Genomic DNA, 17,353 nt, shown 5'->3' with positions numbered 1-17,353 from the left:
TTTTTTTTAAAACTTTAAAGTTGCTCCAACCAAAAAGTTTGTGGTTGCTTGCGGATAATATCCGGCACCGTCTAAAGTTGTTATTTTATTTGGATCAGACCAAGTATCATCATACGTGTAATAATAGCCGTTTGAAATATATTTAGTATCAAAAATATTGTTAACTAAAGCACTCAATACAATTGATTTTAATATTTTTTTCGGCTTTATTTCGTACGAAATATTTAGATTGTTTACAAAATAGCTGTCTAATTTTGAATTTTCAGTATCTACGTTGCTCATATATTGCTCACCAACATATTTAGTAAGTAACGAAACTTGCATATTTTTTATAGGTAAATAAGTAAGGGAGTTTCCAACAACCACTTCAGGTGAAAAAGCGATATTTGTTTTTCCTAAATCTTTTAATTCTCCATCCCAAGAACTCACAAAATCTTCATTTTTATTACTACTTAGGGCAATATTTGGTTGTATTATAAATTTATCAGATACATTAATTAGCGCATCAATTTCTAATCCTAAACGGTAGCTTTTTCCACTGGTGGCTCTAATTGGTGAACCAACGTCGTCTAAAGCTCCTGTAAGTACTAATTGATCTTTATACAACATATAATAGATATTTGTATTTACCTTTATATTATCATTTTTAAAGCGCCATCCCAATTCAAAATCGTTCAATTTTTCAGAGGCATCAATACCGTTTTTAAAATCGTCTCGGTTAGGCTCTCTGTTGGCTCTTGCATAAGACATATAAAAACTATTATTGTTGTTAGCTTTAAAGGTAATACCGGCCTTTGGGTTAAAGAACGAATAATCTTTATCAATTTCAAGAGGAATTCTATCTGATGTTAAACCATCGGTTTCATAATTTACAAATCTACCTTGTAAATCGGTAAACAGTGTCCATTTATCATCTAAATTATGTGTTAATTTAGCAAATATGTTTACATCATTTTTTTTAGCATCACTGTCGTAATAATGATCTCTTATTTGTGAGTTACTGGCATATTCAGCCCAAATAATTTCGCCAAAATGATCTCCTGTATACCTGCTGTAAGAAGTTCCAAATATAAGTTCTGTTTTTGAATTGGTATATGTTGCATTTAAGTTAACAACATAAAAATCGTTATCTAACCAACGTCTTCTAATTAAATCAGTTTGGTCAATAGTTTCGTTGCCAATTGTAATTGGTTCCAAATTATAATCGGCAAAATCTTCACCTTCTTTATATTGCTCAAAATAGCCTTCACCTTTGGTGTAGTTTAAGCCAATATTTGTTGACCAATTTTCAGATAATTTTTGATTCCAATGCAGTTGATAATGATCTTGTTTGTAGTTGTCAATTTCATTATCATAAAAATAAGGGTTGTAAGTTCTACCAAATTCCTTCATTTCTTCTTTAGTTACACCATACCAGGCTTGGTAGGTTTTTTCGTGTCCGCCAAAAGTCAATGCTTTGATGAGTGTATTATCATCAACATAAGCGGCTTGTAAAAAATAGGATTTTAAGTCAGACCAGGCTCTGTCAATATAGCCATCCGATTCAATTTTTGATAAACGTCCGGAAAGTTCTATACTTCGATTACGCTCAGTGTCCTTATTTAATTTTCCTGTACTAAATTTTACGGTGTGTTTTTTTGTATTGTAGGAGCCAAAAGAATTGCTGATTTCTCCATACGGATTTTCAGAAATAGCATCGGTTAATAAGTTTAAACTTGCCCCAAAAGCTCCCGAACCATTTGTAGAAGTTCCAATACCACGTTGTAATTGCACACTCTCTGTTGATGAGGTAAAATCGGGCATATTTACCCAAAAAGTACCTTGACTTTCAGCATCATTATAAGGAATTCCGTTAATAGTTACATTTACACGAGTTGCATCACTACCTCGTACTCTAATACCTGAATAGCCAACACCGGCACCGGCATCAGTTGTAGTAACAACAGAAGGGAGAAAGTTTAAAAGAGAAGGAATGTCTTGCCCTAAATTACGCTTTTCTAATTCTTCTTTAGTAACATTGCTATGTGTAACCGGAGATGTTGTTTTAACACGTACTGCGGAAACCAAAACTTCGTCTAAATTCACAAAACTGTCTGATAGATCTACATTTAAAGTTATGTTTTTGTTTAAAACAATGTTTACTTCTTTAGGTTCGGATACGGCACTAAAAACTAATGTGTAGTTACCTTCCTTTAATGATAGAGAATAATTTCCGTCAAAATCTGATACTACACCTGTTTTGGTACCTTTCACATAAACACTAACTCCCGGAAATGCTTTACTTCCATCAGTAACTTTGCCGGAAACTGTAAATAATGATTGTGCGTTTACATTGTATGAAAATACAATGGTTAAAAAAGTTACTAATAGCTTCACTTTTTTAATGTTCAATTTTAAAAATTGTTTCATTTATATATAAAAATAAAACGATTTAAAAAGAGGTAATTAATCGATGTTTTGAATAATTAACTTAATTGCCCCAGCGATATGTTTCGCTTTTGCGTTCCCTTAACAGCATTACCTGTTCAGGTTCAATGGGTTTGATCTCAGCCGTTATCGGCACCCCTTTTGAGATGAGACAAATTTACAAAATATGTTGAATAATGTAACAGTTATGAAAATATATTTTTTACAAGGTTTGAATGACTTGTTCTGGGTAGAAGCCATATAATTTAAAAAAACAGATTACTAAGTGGAGTTGAAACGAACTTAATACTCTGAATTTGGTTTTTTTCGAAGTGCTTTTTTAAAAGCTATTTTTTTCTTTTTTTCAAGCCTTTTTTGAATTGCACTTTTACCGGGTTTTGTTACTTTTCGTTTTTTAGGAACTTTTAATCCGTTGGTAATTAGTTGTAAAAATCGTTTAACAACAATTTCTTTGTTTTTAAGCTGACTTCTACTTTCATCACATTGAAGAATTAAAAAAATGTCTTTTGTTAGTTTTAATTTTTTTAAAAGCAGTTCTTTTTCATCTTCAGATAAACTATTTGAATGTAACACATCAAAATAAAGTTCAACTTTTGTCGAAACTTTATTTACATGCTGTCCTCCAGAACCACTGCTTCTAACAGCTTTAAATTTCAATTCTTGTATTATTTTTTCAGCATCCATACTATGTTACTGGAAATCGTTTTCATTGTTTTGCTGATGTAAAAAATGCGTATCAATATCAGAGATATTAGTTGAAAAACGATGTAAATTTTGCTTGTTTTTTAAGATTTTATCAATTTCATTTATGGCAAGTTCCATTCTGTTTTTAATATTCCCTTTAAGTATAACATAAGGTCTATTGTGTTTTTTTAAAGCGTTTTCAAAAGTTTTAAACATTTCTAATCGTATGTGCGGATTTTCACGTATATCGTCTTGTTCCCAAGGCGTGTCTATATAAGTTAAAAGATATAAATTATACGTATTTGATAATGCTGCTTTTTTAAGTTTTGGATCTACAGTTTTATCATAATATTCCTCAAAATACACACTTGTTTCAAGTAAATCCGTATCACAAATTAAAATTTTATCAGCTTTTTTTGCTAATTTATTTTCTAATTTCATTTGCCCATACGCAATAGGCAACTGATCGTTACTTTCACAAGTTTTTCTGTGATTATTCCATTTTTCTTGCAAAAAGTCACGAGCATATTCAGGTACCCAAACAGTATTATAATGCTTAGCGAGTTTTTGTGAAATAGTTGTTTTACCGGTACTTTCGGGTCCGAATAATACAACTTTTATAATATTTATAGGTGTTTGTTTAAGTGTTTTTTCCATTCAAAATAACCTTGTACAGCTAAAATTAAAAATATAATGTATTGAATTCCGGTAAAACCATATCCTTTTACAAAATATAAAGGGATTGAAACAATATTACCGGCAATCCATAATGTCCAGTTTTCAAGTTTTTTATTGGCCATTAGCCACATACCGGCAAAAAAGATACCAGTTGTAAAAGTATCTAAAAAAGGTGTTATTTTTCTGAAATCGGTTAAATTTCCTGAGGTCATATTTGTTATGGCATAATTTACACTTTCCGTAAAATTTAAATGATTTGGCATAACATTATAATATCTATAAACAGCTATAACAAAAACAGAAGTAAACAAAAAGATGCCAAAAGTTTGTAGTTTTTCTTTTGTATTGGTTCTTGAAATAGGAATATGATGTTGTTTATCATCAATAATTTTACTCCACATATACCAACCATAAATACTCATTAATGTATAATAAATATTGATAATTAAGTCTCCATACAAATTCCATTGAGACAATAGGTAAACATATATGCCGGTACTTATAATTCCTGTTGGATATACTAATATGTTTTCTTTTTTAGCATAAAAAACACTTACAACACCAAAAACAGCCGCTATAAACTCTAATGAAATATTAAGTGCAGTTGCTGATTGATAGGGTTCTAAAAAAAAGTTAAGGATTTCGTTCATACATTTTATTATAAAATATGTTGTTCAAAAGCAGTTCCAATTACTACAATATCAGCTCCGTTGTCAAAAGCATTTTTAAGTTGACTTTTTGTTTTAATTCCGCCTCCAACAATTAATGGAATGGTGATATTTTGTTTTACTTTTGAAATAATTTCTGAATTTACAGGATTTATAGCTCCGCTACCGGCTTCCAAATATATCAATTGTTTTCCTTTATACATTCCTGCAATTGCAGTTGAAACTGCCAATTCAATATTCTCTTGTGGTATTGGTGTTGTTTTACTCACTTTTAATACGGATGATTTTGTGCCGCCATCAATTAAAATATAACCTGTTGGAATAATTTCTAAGGTTGAATTTTTTAAAAATGGAACCGATTTAATTTGCTGTTCAATTAAATATTCAGGATTTCTTCCTGAAAGTAGCGATAAAAACAATAAAGCATCAGCATTATTGGTAACTTGTGTATAATCACCGGGAAAAAGAAGTATTGGCAGTTGAGTGTGTTCTTTTAAAATTTTTACAAAAACATCAGTAATACCATTTTCAACAAAACTCCCTCCAACAAAAATAAAATTGGCATTTAAATTTTCAATTCTTTTTACATTTGAAGGAATTTCATTTATAGATGTTTTATCGGGATCTAATAAAATAGCGAGTAATTTTTTACCTTTTTTTGGAGCTTTTTGTATGTATTCTAAGATTGATTTACTCATATTTTTGAGGTATCTAAAGCATAAACCAACGTGTAATCTTCAATTTTTTTATAATGAATATCGTATTTTTTGTCCCAATCTTTTGCTTTAATAAAACCGGTTGTTCTTTTATCACTTATTTTAAACGATTCAATATCAATATCATTTTTAAAAGTTAATCCACCATACGGATAAATTTTGTAAAGCGATTCTTTAGCTCCCCAAATAACGGTTAATTGTTCAATTAAATTGTCGTTAGGGTTTATAAAACCACGTTCAAAATTTACAAACTTATGCTGAATGATTTTGATTTTTTCTCGGTTCTTTTCAATATCAATACCTACCTCTTTATCGCTAATTATTAATGCGGAAAAAGTAAAAGAATGGGTTATTGAAATGTGTTTTTTGTCTTTTAAATGCGGTTTACCATTATCGGTATAATACAAATCAAAGTCGGTATAACCGGCTTCTTTTAATAAATGACGCACACTTAAAAAACCGCGCTGATGCATTTCAGACTTCATTGATAAAACTCTTTCTTTACTTCTTTTTGTTAATAAAATACCCTTAGATAAATCATCAAAAGATTCTTCTATTTTCCACACATAAACGGTTGTGTGCTTATTTGGTGTAATGGTTTTATATAAAGGCATTTATAATATCAAAGGTATTTTGTACTTTTGCAAAAATTTAAAAGCAAAAAACAATTTGTTTTATGCAAAACAACAAATTTAAATAAATTATGAGTACAGAAACATCAACTTACGTGAAATATAAAGTAAAAGATATCAATCTTGCTGAATGGGGTCGTAAAGAAATTCAATTAGCCGAAGCTGAAATGCCAGGTTTAATGAGTTTAAGAGAAGAATATAAAGGAAAAAAACCTTTAAAAGGTGCAAGAATTGCGGGTTGTTTGCACATGACCATTCAAACAGCGGTTTTAATTGAAACGTTGGTTGAATTAGGTGCTGAGGTTACTTGGAGTTCTTGTAATATTTTTTCTACACAAGATCAAGCCGCTGCTGCAATTGCTGCAGCAGGGATTTCAGTATACGCATGGAAAGGAATGACTGCAGAAGAATTTGATTGGTGTATTGAGCAAACACTTTTCTTTGGTGAAGATAAAAAACCATTGAATTTAATTTTAGATGATGGAGGTGATTTAACAAATATGGTATTGGATAAATATCCTGAATTAGCTGCAGGAATTAATGGTTTATCTGAAGAAACTACCACAGGAGTTCATCGTTTATATGATAGAATGAAAGAAGGTACTTTGCCAATGCCGGCAATTAATGTAAACGATTCTGTTACAAAATCTAAATTTGATAATAAATACGGTTGTAGAGAAAGTGCTGTTGATGCTATTAGAAGAGCTACAGATTTAATGTTGGCAGGTAAACGTGTTGTTGTTTGTGGTTATGGTGATGTTGGTAAAGGTACAGCAGCATCATTCAGAGGTGCAGGTTCAATTGTTACAGTTACTGAAATTGATCCAATTTGCGCTTTACAAGCTGCAATGGATGGTTTTGAAGTTAAAAAATTAAATACTGTTGTAGGTAATGCCGATATAGTTATTACAACAACCGGAAATAAAGATATAGTACAAGGAAGTCATTTCGAAAAAATGAAAGACAAAACGATTGTTTGTAATATTGGTCATTTTGATAATGAAATTGATATGGCTTGGTTGAATGAAAACTATGGCGATTCTAAAGTTGAAATAAAACCACAAGTTGACAAATATACTATAGGCGAAAATGAAATTATTATTTTAGCTGAAGGCCGTTTGGTAAATTTAGGTTGCGCTACCGGTCATCCAAGTTTTGTAATGAGTAATTCATTCACCAACCAAACACTAGCACAATTAGAATTATGGAACAATAGAGACGCTTATGAAAACAAAGTGTATATGTTACCAAAACATTTAGATGAAAAAGTAGCTCGTTTACATTTGGCTAAAATTGGTGTTGAATTAGAAACACTACGTGAAGATCAAGCGAAATATATTGGTGTTAAGGTTGAAGGACCATTTAAACCGGATTATTACAGATATTAATATTTATAAAAAAATAAATCATAAAAAAGCCTTTAGTTTAACTAAAGGCTTTTTTTTATTGTTGGTTAATTAAAGAATTTTGATTTTTAAAAGTGATATTATCCAAACCATCAAAAACAATAATAAAATTTTGGATATTATGTACTCCTCTTTTTTTAATTTCACGAATTATTGATTTGATTTCTTTACTGTGAATGACTTTAATATCAGTAATATCAAATTCATCAATAGACTTATTATTAATTATTTCATTTAAAGGTTTATTTGTTGAAAAAACAATAGTTCTGGAAAAATAAGAAAAAATTAAAAAATCTTTATTGTCTTTTTTAGATGTAAAAATTTGAAAATCACCTTTATAAGTAAAATTATCAATAGTTATTTTAGCCTTTTTTGCTTTTAAGTCTATAATATTGCTATTCTCCGAAATAAAAAGCTGAGAATAGGCGAATGTAAATGTTAGAGTGAGAAATAAGCTCAAGACTGTTTTTTTCATAGTGTTTATTTTAATAAAGAAATTTTATCAAATATACAAAAACAGGGCTTATTTTTAAGTAACAATTGTTAAAATTGTAAAAAATTAAGAATCAAGGAGTTTTATTTAATTGTTAATAAATTGTTTTTTAATGGCAAAAAAAATGATAAAAAAAATCACTTGGCGCCAAGTGATTCTTTTTTTGCAATTTCCCCTAAATTAACAATAACGTATATTTCTTTTTCTTGTACCAAAGATATGATGAGGAATAAGACTGGACTAGGGGAGTTATACTAAAATTAAAAGGGGGAATTCCCCCTTTTTTAATTATAATTGTTTTAGAAGTTCTTCAACTGCTTTTTTTAATTGAGAGTCAGTTCCTTTCGCTTTCTCATCAGGATAATTGTCAATCACAATATCAGGCATTGCAGGCGTAAAGTCCATATTTTTTTCTGAAGATTTTACATACCAACCTCTAAAAGGAACTCTAACATAAGATCCATCTATCAATGTTTTTCCACCTGTAGAAATAACAGCTCCAAAAGTAGGAGTTCCAACTAGTTTCCCCAATTTCAATTCTTTATATGCATGCGAAAAAATTTCTGCATTAGAATAGCTGTTTTGATTGCATAAAGCTATGGTGGGTTTTGTCCATGCAGCTAAAGGTAAACGTTCACTATACGGATAATAGTTAGTAAATTTTTTATTTTCTTTTTCTAAATCTTTAGCAGCGCCTCTTGGAATAGTATATGCATGTTGTTTTACATTTAAAACAGCCATTAAATAATCTGTTGTCCAACCTCCTCCGTTATACCTAACATCAATCACAATACCTTCTTTTCCTAATCCGGCGGCAGTTAATTCACGTTCAAAAGTTTCAAAACTTGTCCAATTCATCCCTTGTATATGGATGTAACCTAATTTGCCATTTGAATATTTGTCAGTTAAACGTTTATGTTCTTTTACCCAAGCATTATAATTATCTGATCTTGAATTTGATTTAGGTCTAATTATTACTTCTTTTTCTTTTCCGTTTGAAGAAATTCCTAAAATAATTTTCTCATTATTGGTGTACGTTAAAAACTCATAAATGTTTTTTGATGAAGATACGTTTTTTCCATTTACAGAATTTATAATATCTCCAATAGATAGCTTACTGGCTTCTCTGTCTGCAGCAGAATTTGGAACAACTTTTGAAATTTGTAATTTTCCATTTTTAGTAGGAATCAGTTCAACACCTAACAAGCCGGTGCTTTCTTCTTGAACCGATTTTCGATCTTCACCTCTATACATACCCATATGGCTTGCATTTATTTGCCCTAACATTTTATTGAAAATCATTTTAAAATCTTCTCTCGTAGAGGCTTTCATAGCCAAAGGCTTATATATTTTTTTGAGTTCGTTCCAATTTTGATTGTGATGTTTAGGATCGTAAAATCTGTCATTTATAACTTTCCAGGCTTCTTCAAAAATTTGATTAGATTCTTCATTATAATCAATATCCATTATAGCATTAAAAGGAATATTCTCTTTTTTATTTCCTGATAATTTAATTCGGGAAGTTTTTCCTTTACTAATAAAATAAATATAATCTTCTTTGAAATCTAAAGAAACATTAGTTGGTCGGGTATTTTCTTTTGTTAAAGCTTTATTTTCTTTTCCATCCCAATTAATTTGAAACAAGTCTGAATCAACATCGGGATTTCCTCTGCCACTATTTCCTGTGGTGTAATAAAATGTTTTACCATCTTTAGATATAGCTCTTAAAAATTCGCCTCCGTTGTACGATGTAACTTGTTCTTGCCTTTGGTGAATATCATCAAAATCAATAATTATATCTTCAACTTTTTTCTCTGTTTTTTCTTCTGACTTTTCATCTTTTTTAGGCTTTTCATCTTCTGTGGTTTCTTCCCAATCTTGTTTTGTTTTTTCCCAGTCTTTTTTTCTTAACCAAACAAACCAAACATCATGATCTCCATTATTTCTATTGGAAGAGAAAGCTATTTTAGAACCGTCTTTACTCCAAATAGCACCAATATCCGATTTTGGATGCATTGAAATATTTACCGGTTTTTTACTGTTATCGGCCTTATGTATATAAACTTCTTCATTAAAATATAAATCACTTAAACTATAAGATAACCATTTTGAGTCTGGAGACCAAGCAATACCTGAAGGTGTATCCCAGCCATCGAGCAAAGTAATATCATAGTTTAGATTCCCATTTTCTGAAATTGATGAAACAATTAATTTGCCATAACCTTTGTTGTAGGCGACTAATTTTTTGTTGGGCGATAATTTTGGATTGGTAATACCTTCAGTGTCTTTGGTAATTTGAGTTATTGAATGTTTTAAACTTGTGAATATATTTTTGTTTGTTTTGTCGCTTGATGTAACGGTATATAAATTATTAATGCCATTTCTATCTGAAACAAAAAGCAATGTTTCGTCATTCAACCAAATAATATCAAAATCTCTGTAAGGAGAGTTAGATACATTTATAGTTCTGCTTTTTTTTGTATCATTTTCAGTTATAAAAATTTCGCCTCTAATTACTAAGGCGCTTAATTTTCCGTTTGGAGATACTTCAATTTCTGATGCATTGTTAGTGTAAGTTTTTCTTTCTACAGGATCAAATCTGTAATCGCTACTTATTTCTATTTTTAAAGGAATTGTTTTTTTTGTTTCAACATTCAATAACCATAATTTGTCACCGGAAACCATAACAGCGTCTGTTCCATTTTTACTTAAACTAAAAGAGTATAACCCCATATCTTTTAAATCAGAAATTTGCGTTATTTCTTCTGTTTTATTTCCACTATTATCTATAGTTAATTTGTGAACATTGTATTTTCCGCTTCTTGCAGATTGAAAATAAATAGTGTTGTTATTGGCCCATTGAGGTGATAAATCCTGTCCTTCAAAGGTTGTTAACTGAATAAATTTATCGTTTTTAATATCGTAAAGCCACAAATCTCTATTTGCCGGACCTTTATAAGCTTCTCTTTCAATTCTACAAGAACCACGTGTAAAAGCAATAAATTTTTTGTTTGGAGATAGTTTAGCATCAAAACCAACACTATTCAAAAGTCTAAAAGGTGTGCCTCCGTTTGCTGAAATTAAATGAATTTCCGGTTCTCTTTCCAATTGAACAAAATCTCGCACAGTTGTAAAAACAATTTCATTATCAGATGTAAAATCAGTTACTTGGTCGTTGGCAGAGTGGTATGTTAATCTAGTTGGTATTCCTCCGACTGCCGGAATTGTAAAAATATCATCATTGCCAAAACGATCGCTGTTAAAAGCAATAGTCTTTCCATCAGAGTTCCAAACAGGATTAGTATCGTAACCTTCATGTATTGTTAATCTTTTTAAATTTTCTCCTGATGTTGAAACAGTCCAAATATCTCCTTGATAATTGAAAGCTATTGTTTTTCCATCGGGACTTAAAGAAGGAAAATTGATCAAAGGGTTGTTTTGGGAATAAGTAGTTATTGTAAAAGCAATTAAAAAAGTGAAGAGTAGATGTGATTTTTTCATAAAATAGAATTAAAAAGGCTGTATTTTCAAATTTACTATTTTGAAAATTGGATAGTTGGTGAAATATTAAAACTTTAACAAAAGTTTAAGGTTTGTAATTAACCTAACCAACCTTCTCTGTCTAAACTTCTATATTGAATTGCTTCTGATATATGTGAAGATGAAATTTCATTTACACCTTCTAAATCTGCAATGGTTCTTGAAACTTTTAAAATTCTATCGTAAGCTCTGGCCGATAAGTTTAAACGTTCCATGGCGTTTTTAAGAAGCGTTTTACTGTTATCATTCAGTTTGCAATATTTCCGAATTTGTTTTACACCCATTTGAGCGTTGTAATGAGTATTTTTATATTCCGAAAAGCGTAACATTTGAATTTCTCTTGCTTTTGTAACACGTTCTCTAATTGCTTTACTTGGCTCGTTTATTTGTTCTTCGGAAAGTTTTTCAAAAGGAACGGGATTCACTTCAATATGAATATCAATTCGGTCTAAAAGCGGGCCCGAAATTTTACTTAAATAGCGTTGCATTTCGGCAGGTGAAGAGGTTACAGGAGCGTTGGGGTCGTTAAAATAACCACTTGGACTAGGGTTCATACTTGCAACCAGCATAAAACTACTTGGATAAGTAACTGTAAATTTTGCTCTTGAAATAGTAACTTCTCTATCTTCTAAAGGCTGACGCATAACTTCTAAAACAGTTCGTTTAAATTCAGGTAATTCGTCTAAAAACAAAACACCATTGTGTGATAAAGAAATCTCTCCCGGTTGCGGATATTGTCCACCGCCAACTAAAGCAACATCTGAAATAGTATGATGAGGAGAACGAAAAGGACGTTGAGTTATTAAACCGGAATCCTTTACTTTTCCAACAACCGAATGTATTTTAGTAGTTTCTAAAGCTTCTTGCAAGGTCATTGGAGGTAAAATAGAAGGTAACCGTTTGCTTAACATTGTTTTACCACTTCCGGGAGGGCCAATTAGTATTATATTATGTCCACCGGCAGCAGCAATTTCCATTGAACGTTTAACAGATTCTTGCCCTTTTACATCAGCAAAATCAAATTCAGGGTTGTTTAAATTTTTATAAAATTCAGCACGAGTATCAATTACAGTTTCACTTAAATCACTTTTTTCATCAAAAAATGAGATTACTTCTGTAATATTCTCAACGCCATAAACTTTTAAGTTGTTAACAATAGCAGCTTCTTTTGCGTTTTGCTTTGGAAGAATAAAACCTTTAAATCCTTCTTCTCTAGCTTTAATTGCAATAGGTAAAGCACCTTTTATGGGTTGTAAACTTCCATCTAAAGAAAGTTCACCCATTATTAAATAATCACCAATCTTATCAGATTTAATTTGCCCCGACGCAGCTAAAATTCCAATTGCTAAAGTAAGGTCGTATGCTGAGCCTTCTTTTCGTAAATCGGCAGGAGCCATATTAATGGTAATTTTTTTACCGGGAAGTTTGTAATTGTTATTGTTAAGTGCGGCTGAAATTCGGTAACTGCTTTCTTTAATGGCATTGTCAGGTAATCCAACTAAATGATACCCAATGCCTTTATCAATATTTACTTCTACAGTAATAGTTGTGGCTTCAACACCAAAAACGGCACTGCCATAAATTTTCACTAGCATATTTTTTTTGGATAAAAATAGAAAAAAAAATTAAGAGTAAATTTTTTTAATAAATGGATATAAGTTTAAAACTTTTAATAAAATTAACAATATGTTAATAATTTACAGACGATTAGCTTTTATTTATTTGTAATTTTAGACATACCTTAAAATTATACGATAACATGAAGCACAATTACTTTAAAAAACATTTATTTTTATTTGTTTTTCTTCTTTTTTTGAGCGTAAAAGGAACTTTACTTGCTCAAACAGTTTTTATAAACGAAATCCATTATGATAATGATGGAACAGATAGTGGCGAAGCAATTGAAATTGTTGGTCCTGCAGGAACTGACCTTACAGGTTGGAATTTAGTTTTATACAATGGTAATGGAGGGGCAGTTTATGATACTGCTGCTTTATCAGGTGTAATTTCTGATCAATCCAATGGGTATGGAACAGTATATGTTTCAATAAGCGGTATCCAAAATGGATCTCCAGATGGGTTAGCCTTAGTTGATAATTCAGGAACAATTATTCAGTTTTTAAGTTATGAGGGGACTATTACTGCTGCAGATGGAGCTGCTGTTGGGATGACAAGTGTTGATATTGGAATTTCGGAAACTAGTAGTACACCTGTAGGCTATTCCTTACAATTAGCCGGAACAGGATTGGTTTATGCTGATTTTACATGGCAGGCTGCTTCTGCCAACACTTTTGGCGGTATAAATAATGGACAAATTTTTTCTGGAACAGTTGTAGTTGATAATGAAGCTCCTTCAACGCCAACAAATTTAACAGCTTCAAATACAACTCAAACTTTAACCGATTTGGCTTGGACAGCTTCAACTGATAATATTGGTGTTACTGGATATCAAATTTTTGAAGGAACAACTCAAATAGCAACAACAACCGAAAGTAATTATACAGTAACAGGTTTAACAGCGAATACAACATATACATTTACTGTAACGGCTGTAGATGCTGCCGGAAATCTTTCTCCAGAGAGTGATGCTGTTAGTGTTATTACCTTAGAGGATACTACATTGCCTGTAGCATCAAGCATTGTTATTTCAGGTGTAATAGATGGACCTTTAACAGGAGGTGTTCCAAAAGCTATAGAATTTTATGTTTTAGAAGATGTAGCCGATTTGAGTGTTTACGGATTTGGCTCTGCTAATAATGGAGGAGGAACTGATGGGCAAGAGTTTACTTTTTCAGGTTCTGCAAATGCAGGAACATTTATTTATGTAGCTTCTGAAGCAACTGGTTTTAATGAATTTTTCGGATTTGAACCAACCTTTACTTCAGGTGCAGCATCAATTAATGGAGATGATGCAATTGAATTATTTTACAATGGTGCTGTTGTTGATGTTTTTGGTGATATTAATACTGATGGAAGTGGCCAACCTTGGGAATATATGGATGGTTGGGCCTATAGAAAAGATAATACGGGACCTGACGGAAGTACGTTTGTGTTAGATAATTGGTTGTTTAGTGCACCTAATGCGTTGGATAATGAAACTGCCAATTCGGAAGCGGTAACTCCTTTCCCTATAGCTTCTTATGGACCTGATTTAATTATTACGGGTGTTGTAGACGGACCTTTATCAGGAGGTGTTCCAAAAGCTATTGAGTTTTATGCCAAACAAGATATAGCCGACTTAAGTGTGTATGGATTTGGTTCAGCAAATAACGGTGGCGGAACTGATGGAAAAGAATTCACTTTTTCAGGTTCTGCAACAGCGGGAACTTTTATTTATGTAGCTTCTGAATCGACAGGGTTTAATTCTTTCTTTGGATTTGAACCAACATTTACTTCTTCTGCCGCATCTATTAATGGGGATGATGCAATTGAATTATTTTATCAGGATGAAGTGATTGATGTTTTTGGTGATATTAATACCGATGGTACCGGTCAACCTTGGGATTATATGGATGGTTGGGCCTATAGAAAAGATAACACAGGACCTGACGGCACTACATTTATAATTGATGATTGGAGTTTTAGCGGAATAAATGCTTTAGATAATGAATCGTTAAACGAAACAGCTGTTGTACCATTTCCAATAGGAACTTACGGTTTAGGCGGAGTAGAGGAACCTCCTGTTGAACTTATTTCAATCTTAGAAGCCCGAAATACTGCTGATGGTACAGAAGTAAAAGTAACAGGAGTGTTAACGGTTTCAGATCAGTTTGCAGGTTCAGCTTATATTCAAGATGAAACAGGAGCAATTGCAGTTTTTGATGCTTCTGTTCATGGAGAAGGATTATTTAATATAGGTGATGTTGTAACCATAACAGGAGTTAGAAGTTCTTATAACGATCAACTGCAAATAAGCCCTGTAACTTCAGTTGAAGTGGATACTGAATCTACTTTAGTAATAGAACCTTTAACCATCACTTTAAGTGAAATGGTAAGCCATCCGGCGGAGTTGGTTCGTATTGAAAATCCAAGTTTTCCAAAACCGGGCGATATGTTATTTGGTAATTCTAATTATATGTTAACTGATGCAAGTGGAAGTGGAGAGTTACGAATAGATAATGATGCTTCAGAAATTGTTGGGTTGGCACAACCTGAAAACTGTGAAGAAATAATAGGTGTTGTTGGTAGATATTATGAAATATTTCAACTATTACCAAGAATGAAAACAGACTTACCTTGTGCAGAGCCTTATGAACAAACAGGTGATGATTTGGCTATTTCTAAAGATAAAACTTTTGATGTTGTTACATGGAATATGGAGTGGTTTGGCGATGAAGCGAATTCTCCTGCCGCAGGAAATCCTGATTCAGATGCTATACAAAAAGAAAGTGTTAAAAATGTGCTTCAAAATTTAGATGCTGATATTTATGCCGTTGAAGAAATTTCTGACGATGCTTTATTTGCTGAAATGGTTGACGAAATGGATGGATACAGCTATGTATTATCTGAAGCTACATCGTATCCTAACGATACTGAGGGAACTAAACAAAAAGTAGGATTTATTTATAAATCTGCTGTTTTTTCTGATGTTGAAACAAAAGTATTATTAGAGTCTATTCATCCATATTATAATGGTGGAGATGATTCAGCTTTACAGGATTATCCTGATGGAGATGCCACTCGTTTTTTTGCAAGCGGTAGATTACCATTTATGTTAACTGCAAATGTTACAATTGATGGTAATACACAACAAGTTAATATTATTGATCTTCATGCAAGAGCAAATACTGGAGATAATCAATTAAAATATGACATGCGTAAATACGATGTAGAGGTGTTAAAAGATTCTTTAGACGTGTATTATCCTGAGGCTAATATTATTATGTTAGGAGATTATAATGATGATATTGATGAAACTGTTGCTAATATAACTACTACAACAGATTCTAGTTTTAAAGCTTATGTTGATGATGTTGAACATTACGATTTTTTAACTAGTATTTTAAGTGAAGAGGATTATAGATCGTATGTTTCTTATGAAAATATGATCGATCATATTATGGTTTCTAATGAATTGTCACCTAATTATATTGAAGAATCTGCAAGAGTTCATTATGAATTTTACAGTAGTGATTATACACGTACAACTTCTGACCATTTCCCGGTTTCAGCTAGGTTACAATTAAAACTTTTAACAATTGATGCGTTAAATGTAACTGATGTAACTTGTAATGGGACTATGGATGGTGAAGCTACCGTTATAGTTTCAGGAGGTATATCACCTTATACATATACTTGGAGTGATGGTATTGAAACTTCAACAAATACAATTTCAGGATTAAGTGGTGGTACGTATAGCGTAACTATTACCGATGCTTTAGATAACTCTGTATCACAAGAGTTTACAGTGTTTGAAGCAGAGCCTTTAGAAATGACATTTGAAGGAGATACTACTGTTTATTATGGTTATGAAGATGCTTCTTGTACAACGCTTTCAGTAACAGGGGTAACAGGAGGAGTTGCACCATATACGTATGAGTGGAGTACAGGAGAAATAACAGATGTTATTGAAGTTTGTCCTACAGAAACTACAGATTATACAGTTACTGTTACAGATGCCAAAGGTTGTACAGTTACTACTCAAACAACAGTAGATGTTATTGATGTTACTTGTGGAAATAATCCAAGACATCCAAAAGTTGAAATTTGTCATAAAGGAAGAAGTCTTTGTGTTTCTGAATTTGCTGTTAAGTGGCATTTAGAACATGGAGATACTTTAGGAGCTTGTGACAGTGAGGAAGAGTATACATTTATTACTAATTTAAATGTACATCCAAACCCATTTGTTAATTATGTAGAAATTAGTTTTAATAGTAATGTAGATACTACTGTAGATTTATATATATATAATTTTTATGGTAAATTGGTTGAACAAGTAAGTAAAGAAGCACTTAAAGGTAAATCAAGAGTGAGACTTAACTTAGGGCATTTAAGAAGCGGTTTTTATTATTTAAAAACCATTGTTAAAGGAGAAGTTAAAAATGTAAAAATACTTGTTAAACGTTAATTAAAGTATGTTAAAAAAAGAACGCCTCCAAAATATTTTGGA

At 31.6% G+C, this 17,353-nt stretch carries 11 protein-coding genes and 1 riboswitch; of the genes, 2 read left to right on the top strand and 9 right to left on the bottom strand.

Going from position 1 to position 17,353, the window contains the following annotated elements:
* Window positions 1–6: 6 nt before the first annotated feature.
* The 6 genes from HGB55_RS04580 to HGB55_RS04555 form a co-directional block, all read right to left on the bottom strand.
* On the bottom strand, window positions 7–2,376 hold the full coding sequence (locus HGB55_RS04580) for a TonB-dependent receptor (RefSeq protein ID WP_371807800.1): 2,370 nt from the start codon (window positions 2,374–2,376) through the stop codon (window positions 7–9).
* A gap of 111 nt (window positions 2,377–2,487) precedes the next feature.
* A riboswitch (TPP riboswitch) is annotated at window positions 2,488–2,577 on the bottom strand.
* 132 nt (window positions 2,578–2,709) lie between these two features.
* The gene (arfB, locus tag HGB55_RS04575) at window positions 2,710–3,111 is read right to left on the bottom strand and encodes an alternative ribosome rescue aminoacyl-tRNA hydrolase ArfB (RefSeq protein WP_168815082.1); all 402 of its coding nucleotides are present in this window, start codon (window positions 3,109–3,111) and stop codon (window positions 2,710–2,712) included.
* Window positions 3,112–3,117: 6 nt separating this feature from the next.
* Window positions 3,118–3,768: an AAA family ATPase gene (locus tag HGB55_RS04570; RefSeq protein ID WP_168815080.1), complete on the bottom strand. Its 651-nt coding sequence runs from the start codon at window positions 3,766–3,768 to the stop codon at window positions 3,118–3,120.
* Window positions 3,738–4,439 (bottom strand): nicotinamide riboside transporter PnuC, encoded by a 702-nt coding sequence (gene pnuC / locus HGB55_RS04565; RefSeq protein WP_168815078.1) that lies wholly within the window; start codon window positions 4,437–4,439, stop codon window positions 3,738–3,740. The genes HGB55_RS04570 and pnuC overlap by 31 nt, the downstream gene beginning before the upstream one ends.
* An 8-nt stretch (window positions 4,440–4,447) precedes the next feature.
* Window positions 4,448–5,155 (bottom strand): geranylgeranylglyceryl/heptaprenylglyceryl phosphate synthase, encoded by a 708-nt coding sequence (locus HGB55_RS04560; RefSeq protein ID WP_168815076.1) that lies wholly within the window; start codon window positions 5,153–5,155, stop codon window positions 4,448–4,450.
* Entirely contained in the window at window positions 5,152–5,787 is a 636-nt protein-coding gene (locus tag HGB55_RS04555; RefSeq protein ID WP_168815074.1) for a 4'-phosphopantetheinyl transferase superfamily protein, read from the bottom strand. The genes HGB55_RS04560 and HGB55_RS04555 overlap by 4 nt, the downstream gene beginning before the upstream one ends.
* A gap of 89 nt (window positions 5,788–5,876) precedes the next feature.
* On the opposite strand from HGB55_RS04555, the gene ahcY reads away from it, so the two are divergent.
* Window positions 5,877–7,193 (top strand): adenosylhomocysteinase, encoded by a 1,317-nt coding sequence (gene ahcY, locus HGB55_RS04550; protein ID WP_168815073.1) that lies wholly within the window; start codon window positions 5,877–5,879, stop codon window positions 7,191–7,193.
* 55 nt (window positions 7,194–7,248) lie between these two features.
* Here ahcY and HGB55_RS04545 read toward each other — a convergent pair whose 3' ends face one another.
* From HGB55_RS04545 to HGB55_RS04535, 3 genes are all read right to left on the bottom strand, one after another.
* The gene (locus tag HGB55_RS04545; RefSeq protein WP_168815071.1) at window positions 7,249–7,686 is read right to left on the bottom strand and encodes a hypothetical protein; all 438 of its coding nucleotides are present in this window, start codon (window positions 7,684–7,686) and stop codon (window positions 7,249–7,251) included.
* 306 nt (window positions 7,687–7,992) lie between these two features.
* Window positions 7,993–11,205 carry a S41 family peptidase gene (locus tag HGB55_RS04540; RefSeq protein WP_168815069.1) on the bottom strand — a complete coding sequence of 1,071 codons (3,213 nt, stop codon included), beginning with the start codon at window positions 11,203–11,205 and terminating at the stop codon, window positions 7,993–7,995.
* 98 nt (window positions 11,206–11,303) lie between these two features.
* Window positions 11,304–12,839 carry a YifB family Mg chelatase-like AAA ATPase gene (locus tag HGB55_RS04535; RefSeq protein WP_168815067.1) on the bottom strand — a complete coding sequence of 512 codons (1,536 nt, stop codon included), beginning with the start codon at window positions 12,837–12,839 and terminating at the stop codon, window positions 11,304–11,306.
* 164 nt (window positions 12,840–13,003) lie between these two features.
* On the opposite strand from HGB55_RS04535, the gene HGB55_RS04530 reads away from it, so the two are divergent.
* Window positions 13,004–17,311, top strand: coding sequence for a fibronectin type III domain-containing protein (locus tag HGB55_RS04530; RefSeq protein WP_168815064.1), 4,308 nt, complete (start codon window positions 13,004–13,006; stop codon window positions 17,309–17,311).
* Window positions 17,312–17,353 lie beyond the last annotated feature (42 nt).

The organism is Lutibacter sp. B1, from assembly GCF_012524075.1.
Classification (GTDB): Bacteria; Bacteroidota; Bacteroidia; order Flavobacteriales; family Flavobacteriaceae; genus Lutibacter.
This window is presented reverse-complemented; position numbering and strand designations above follow the sequence as displayed.

Coding starts and splice junctions, on each gene's coding strand:
- arfB (WP_168815082.1), bottom strand. CDS start 3,111: ATGGATGCTGAAAAAATAATACAAGAATTGAAATTTAAAGCTGTTAGA.
- HGB55_RS04570 (WP_168815080.1), bottom strand. CDS start 3,768: ATGGAAAAAACACTTAAACAAACACCTATAAATATTATAAAAGTTGTA.
- pnuC (WP_168815078.1), bottom strand. CDS start 4,439: ATGAACGAAATCCTTAACTTTTTTTTAGAACCCTATCAATCAGCAACT.
- HGB55_RS04560 (WP_168815076.1), bottom strand. CDS start 5,155: ATGAGTAAATCAATCTTAGAATACATACAAAAAGCTCCAAAAAAAGGT.
- HGB55_RS04555 (WP_168815074.1), bottom strand. CDS start 5,787: ATGCCTTTATATAAAACCATTACACCAAATAAGCACACAACCGTTTAT.
- ahcY (WP_168815073.1), top strand. CDS start 5,877: ATGAGTACAGAAACATCAACTTACGTGAAATATAAAGTAAAAGATATC.
- HGB55_RS04545 (WP_168815071.1), bottom strand. CDS start 7,686: ATGAAAAAAACAGTCTTGAGCTTATTTCTCACTCTAACATTTACATTC.
- HGB55_RS04540 (WP_168815069.1), bottom strand. CDS start 11,205: ATGAAAAAATCACATCTACTCTTCACTTTTTTAATTGCTTTTACAATA.
- HGB55_RS04535 (WP_168815067.1), bottom strand. CDS start 12,839: ATGCTAGTGAAAATTTATGGCAGTGCCGTTTTTGGTGTTGAAGCCACA.
- HGB55_RS04530 (WP_168815064.1), top strand. CDS start 13,004: ATGAAGCACAATTACTTTAAAAAACATTTATTTTTATTTGTTTTTCTT.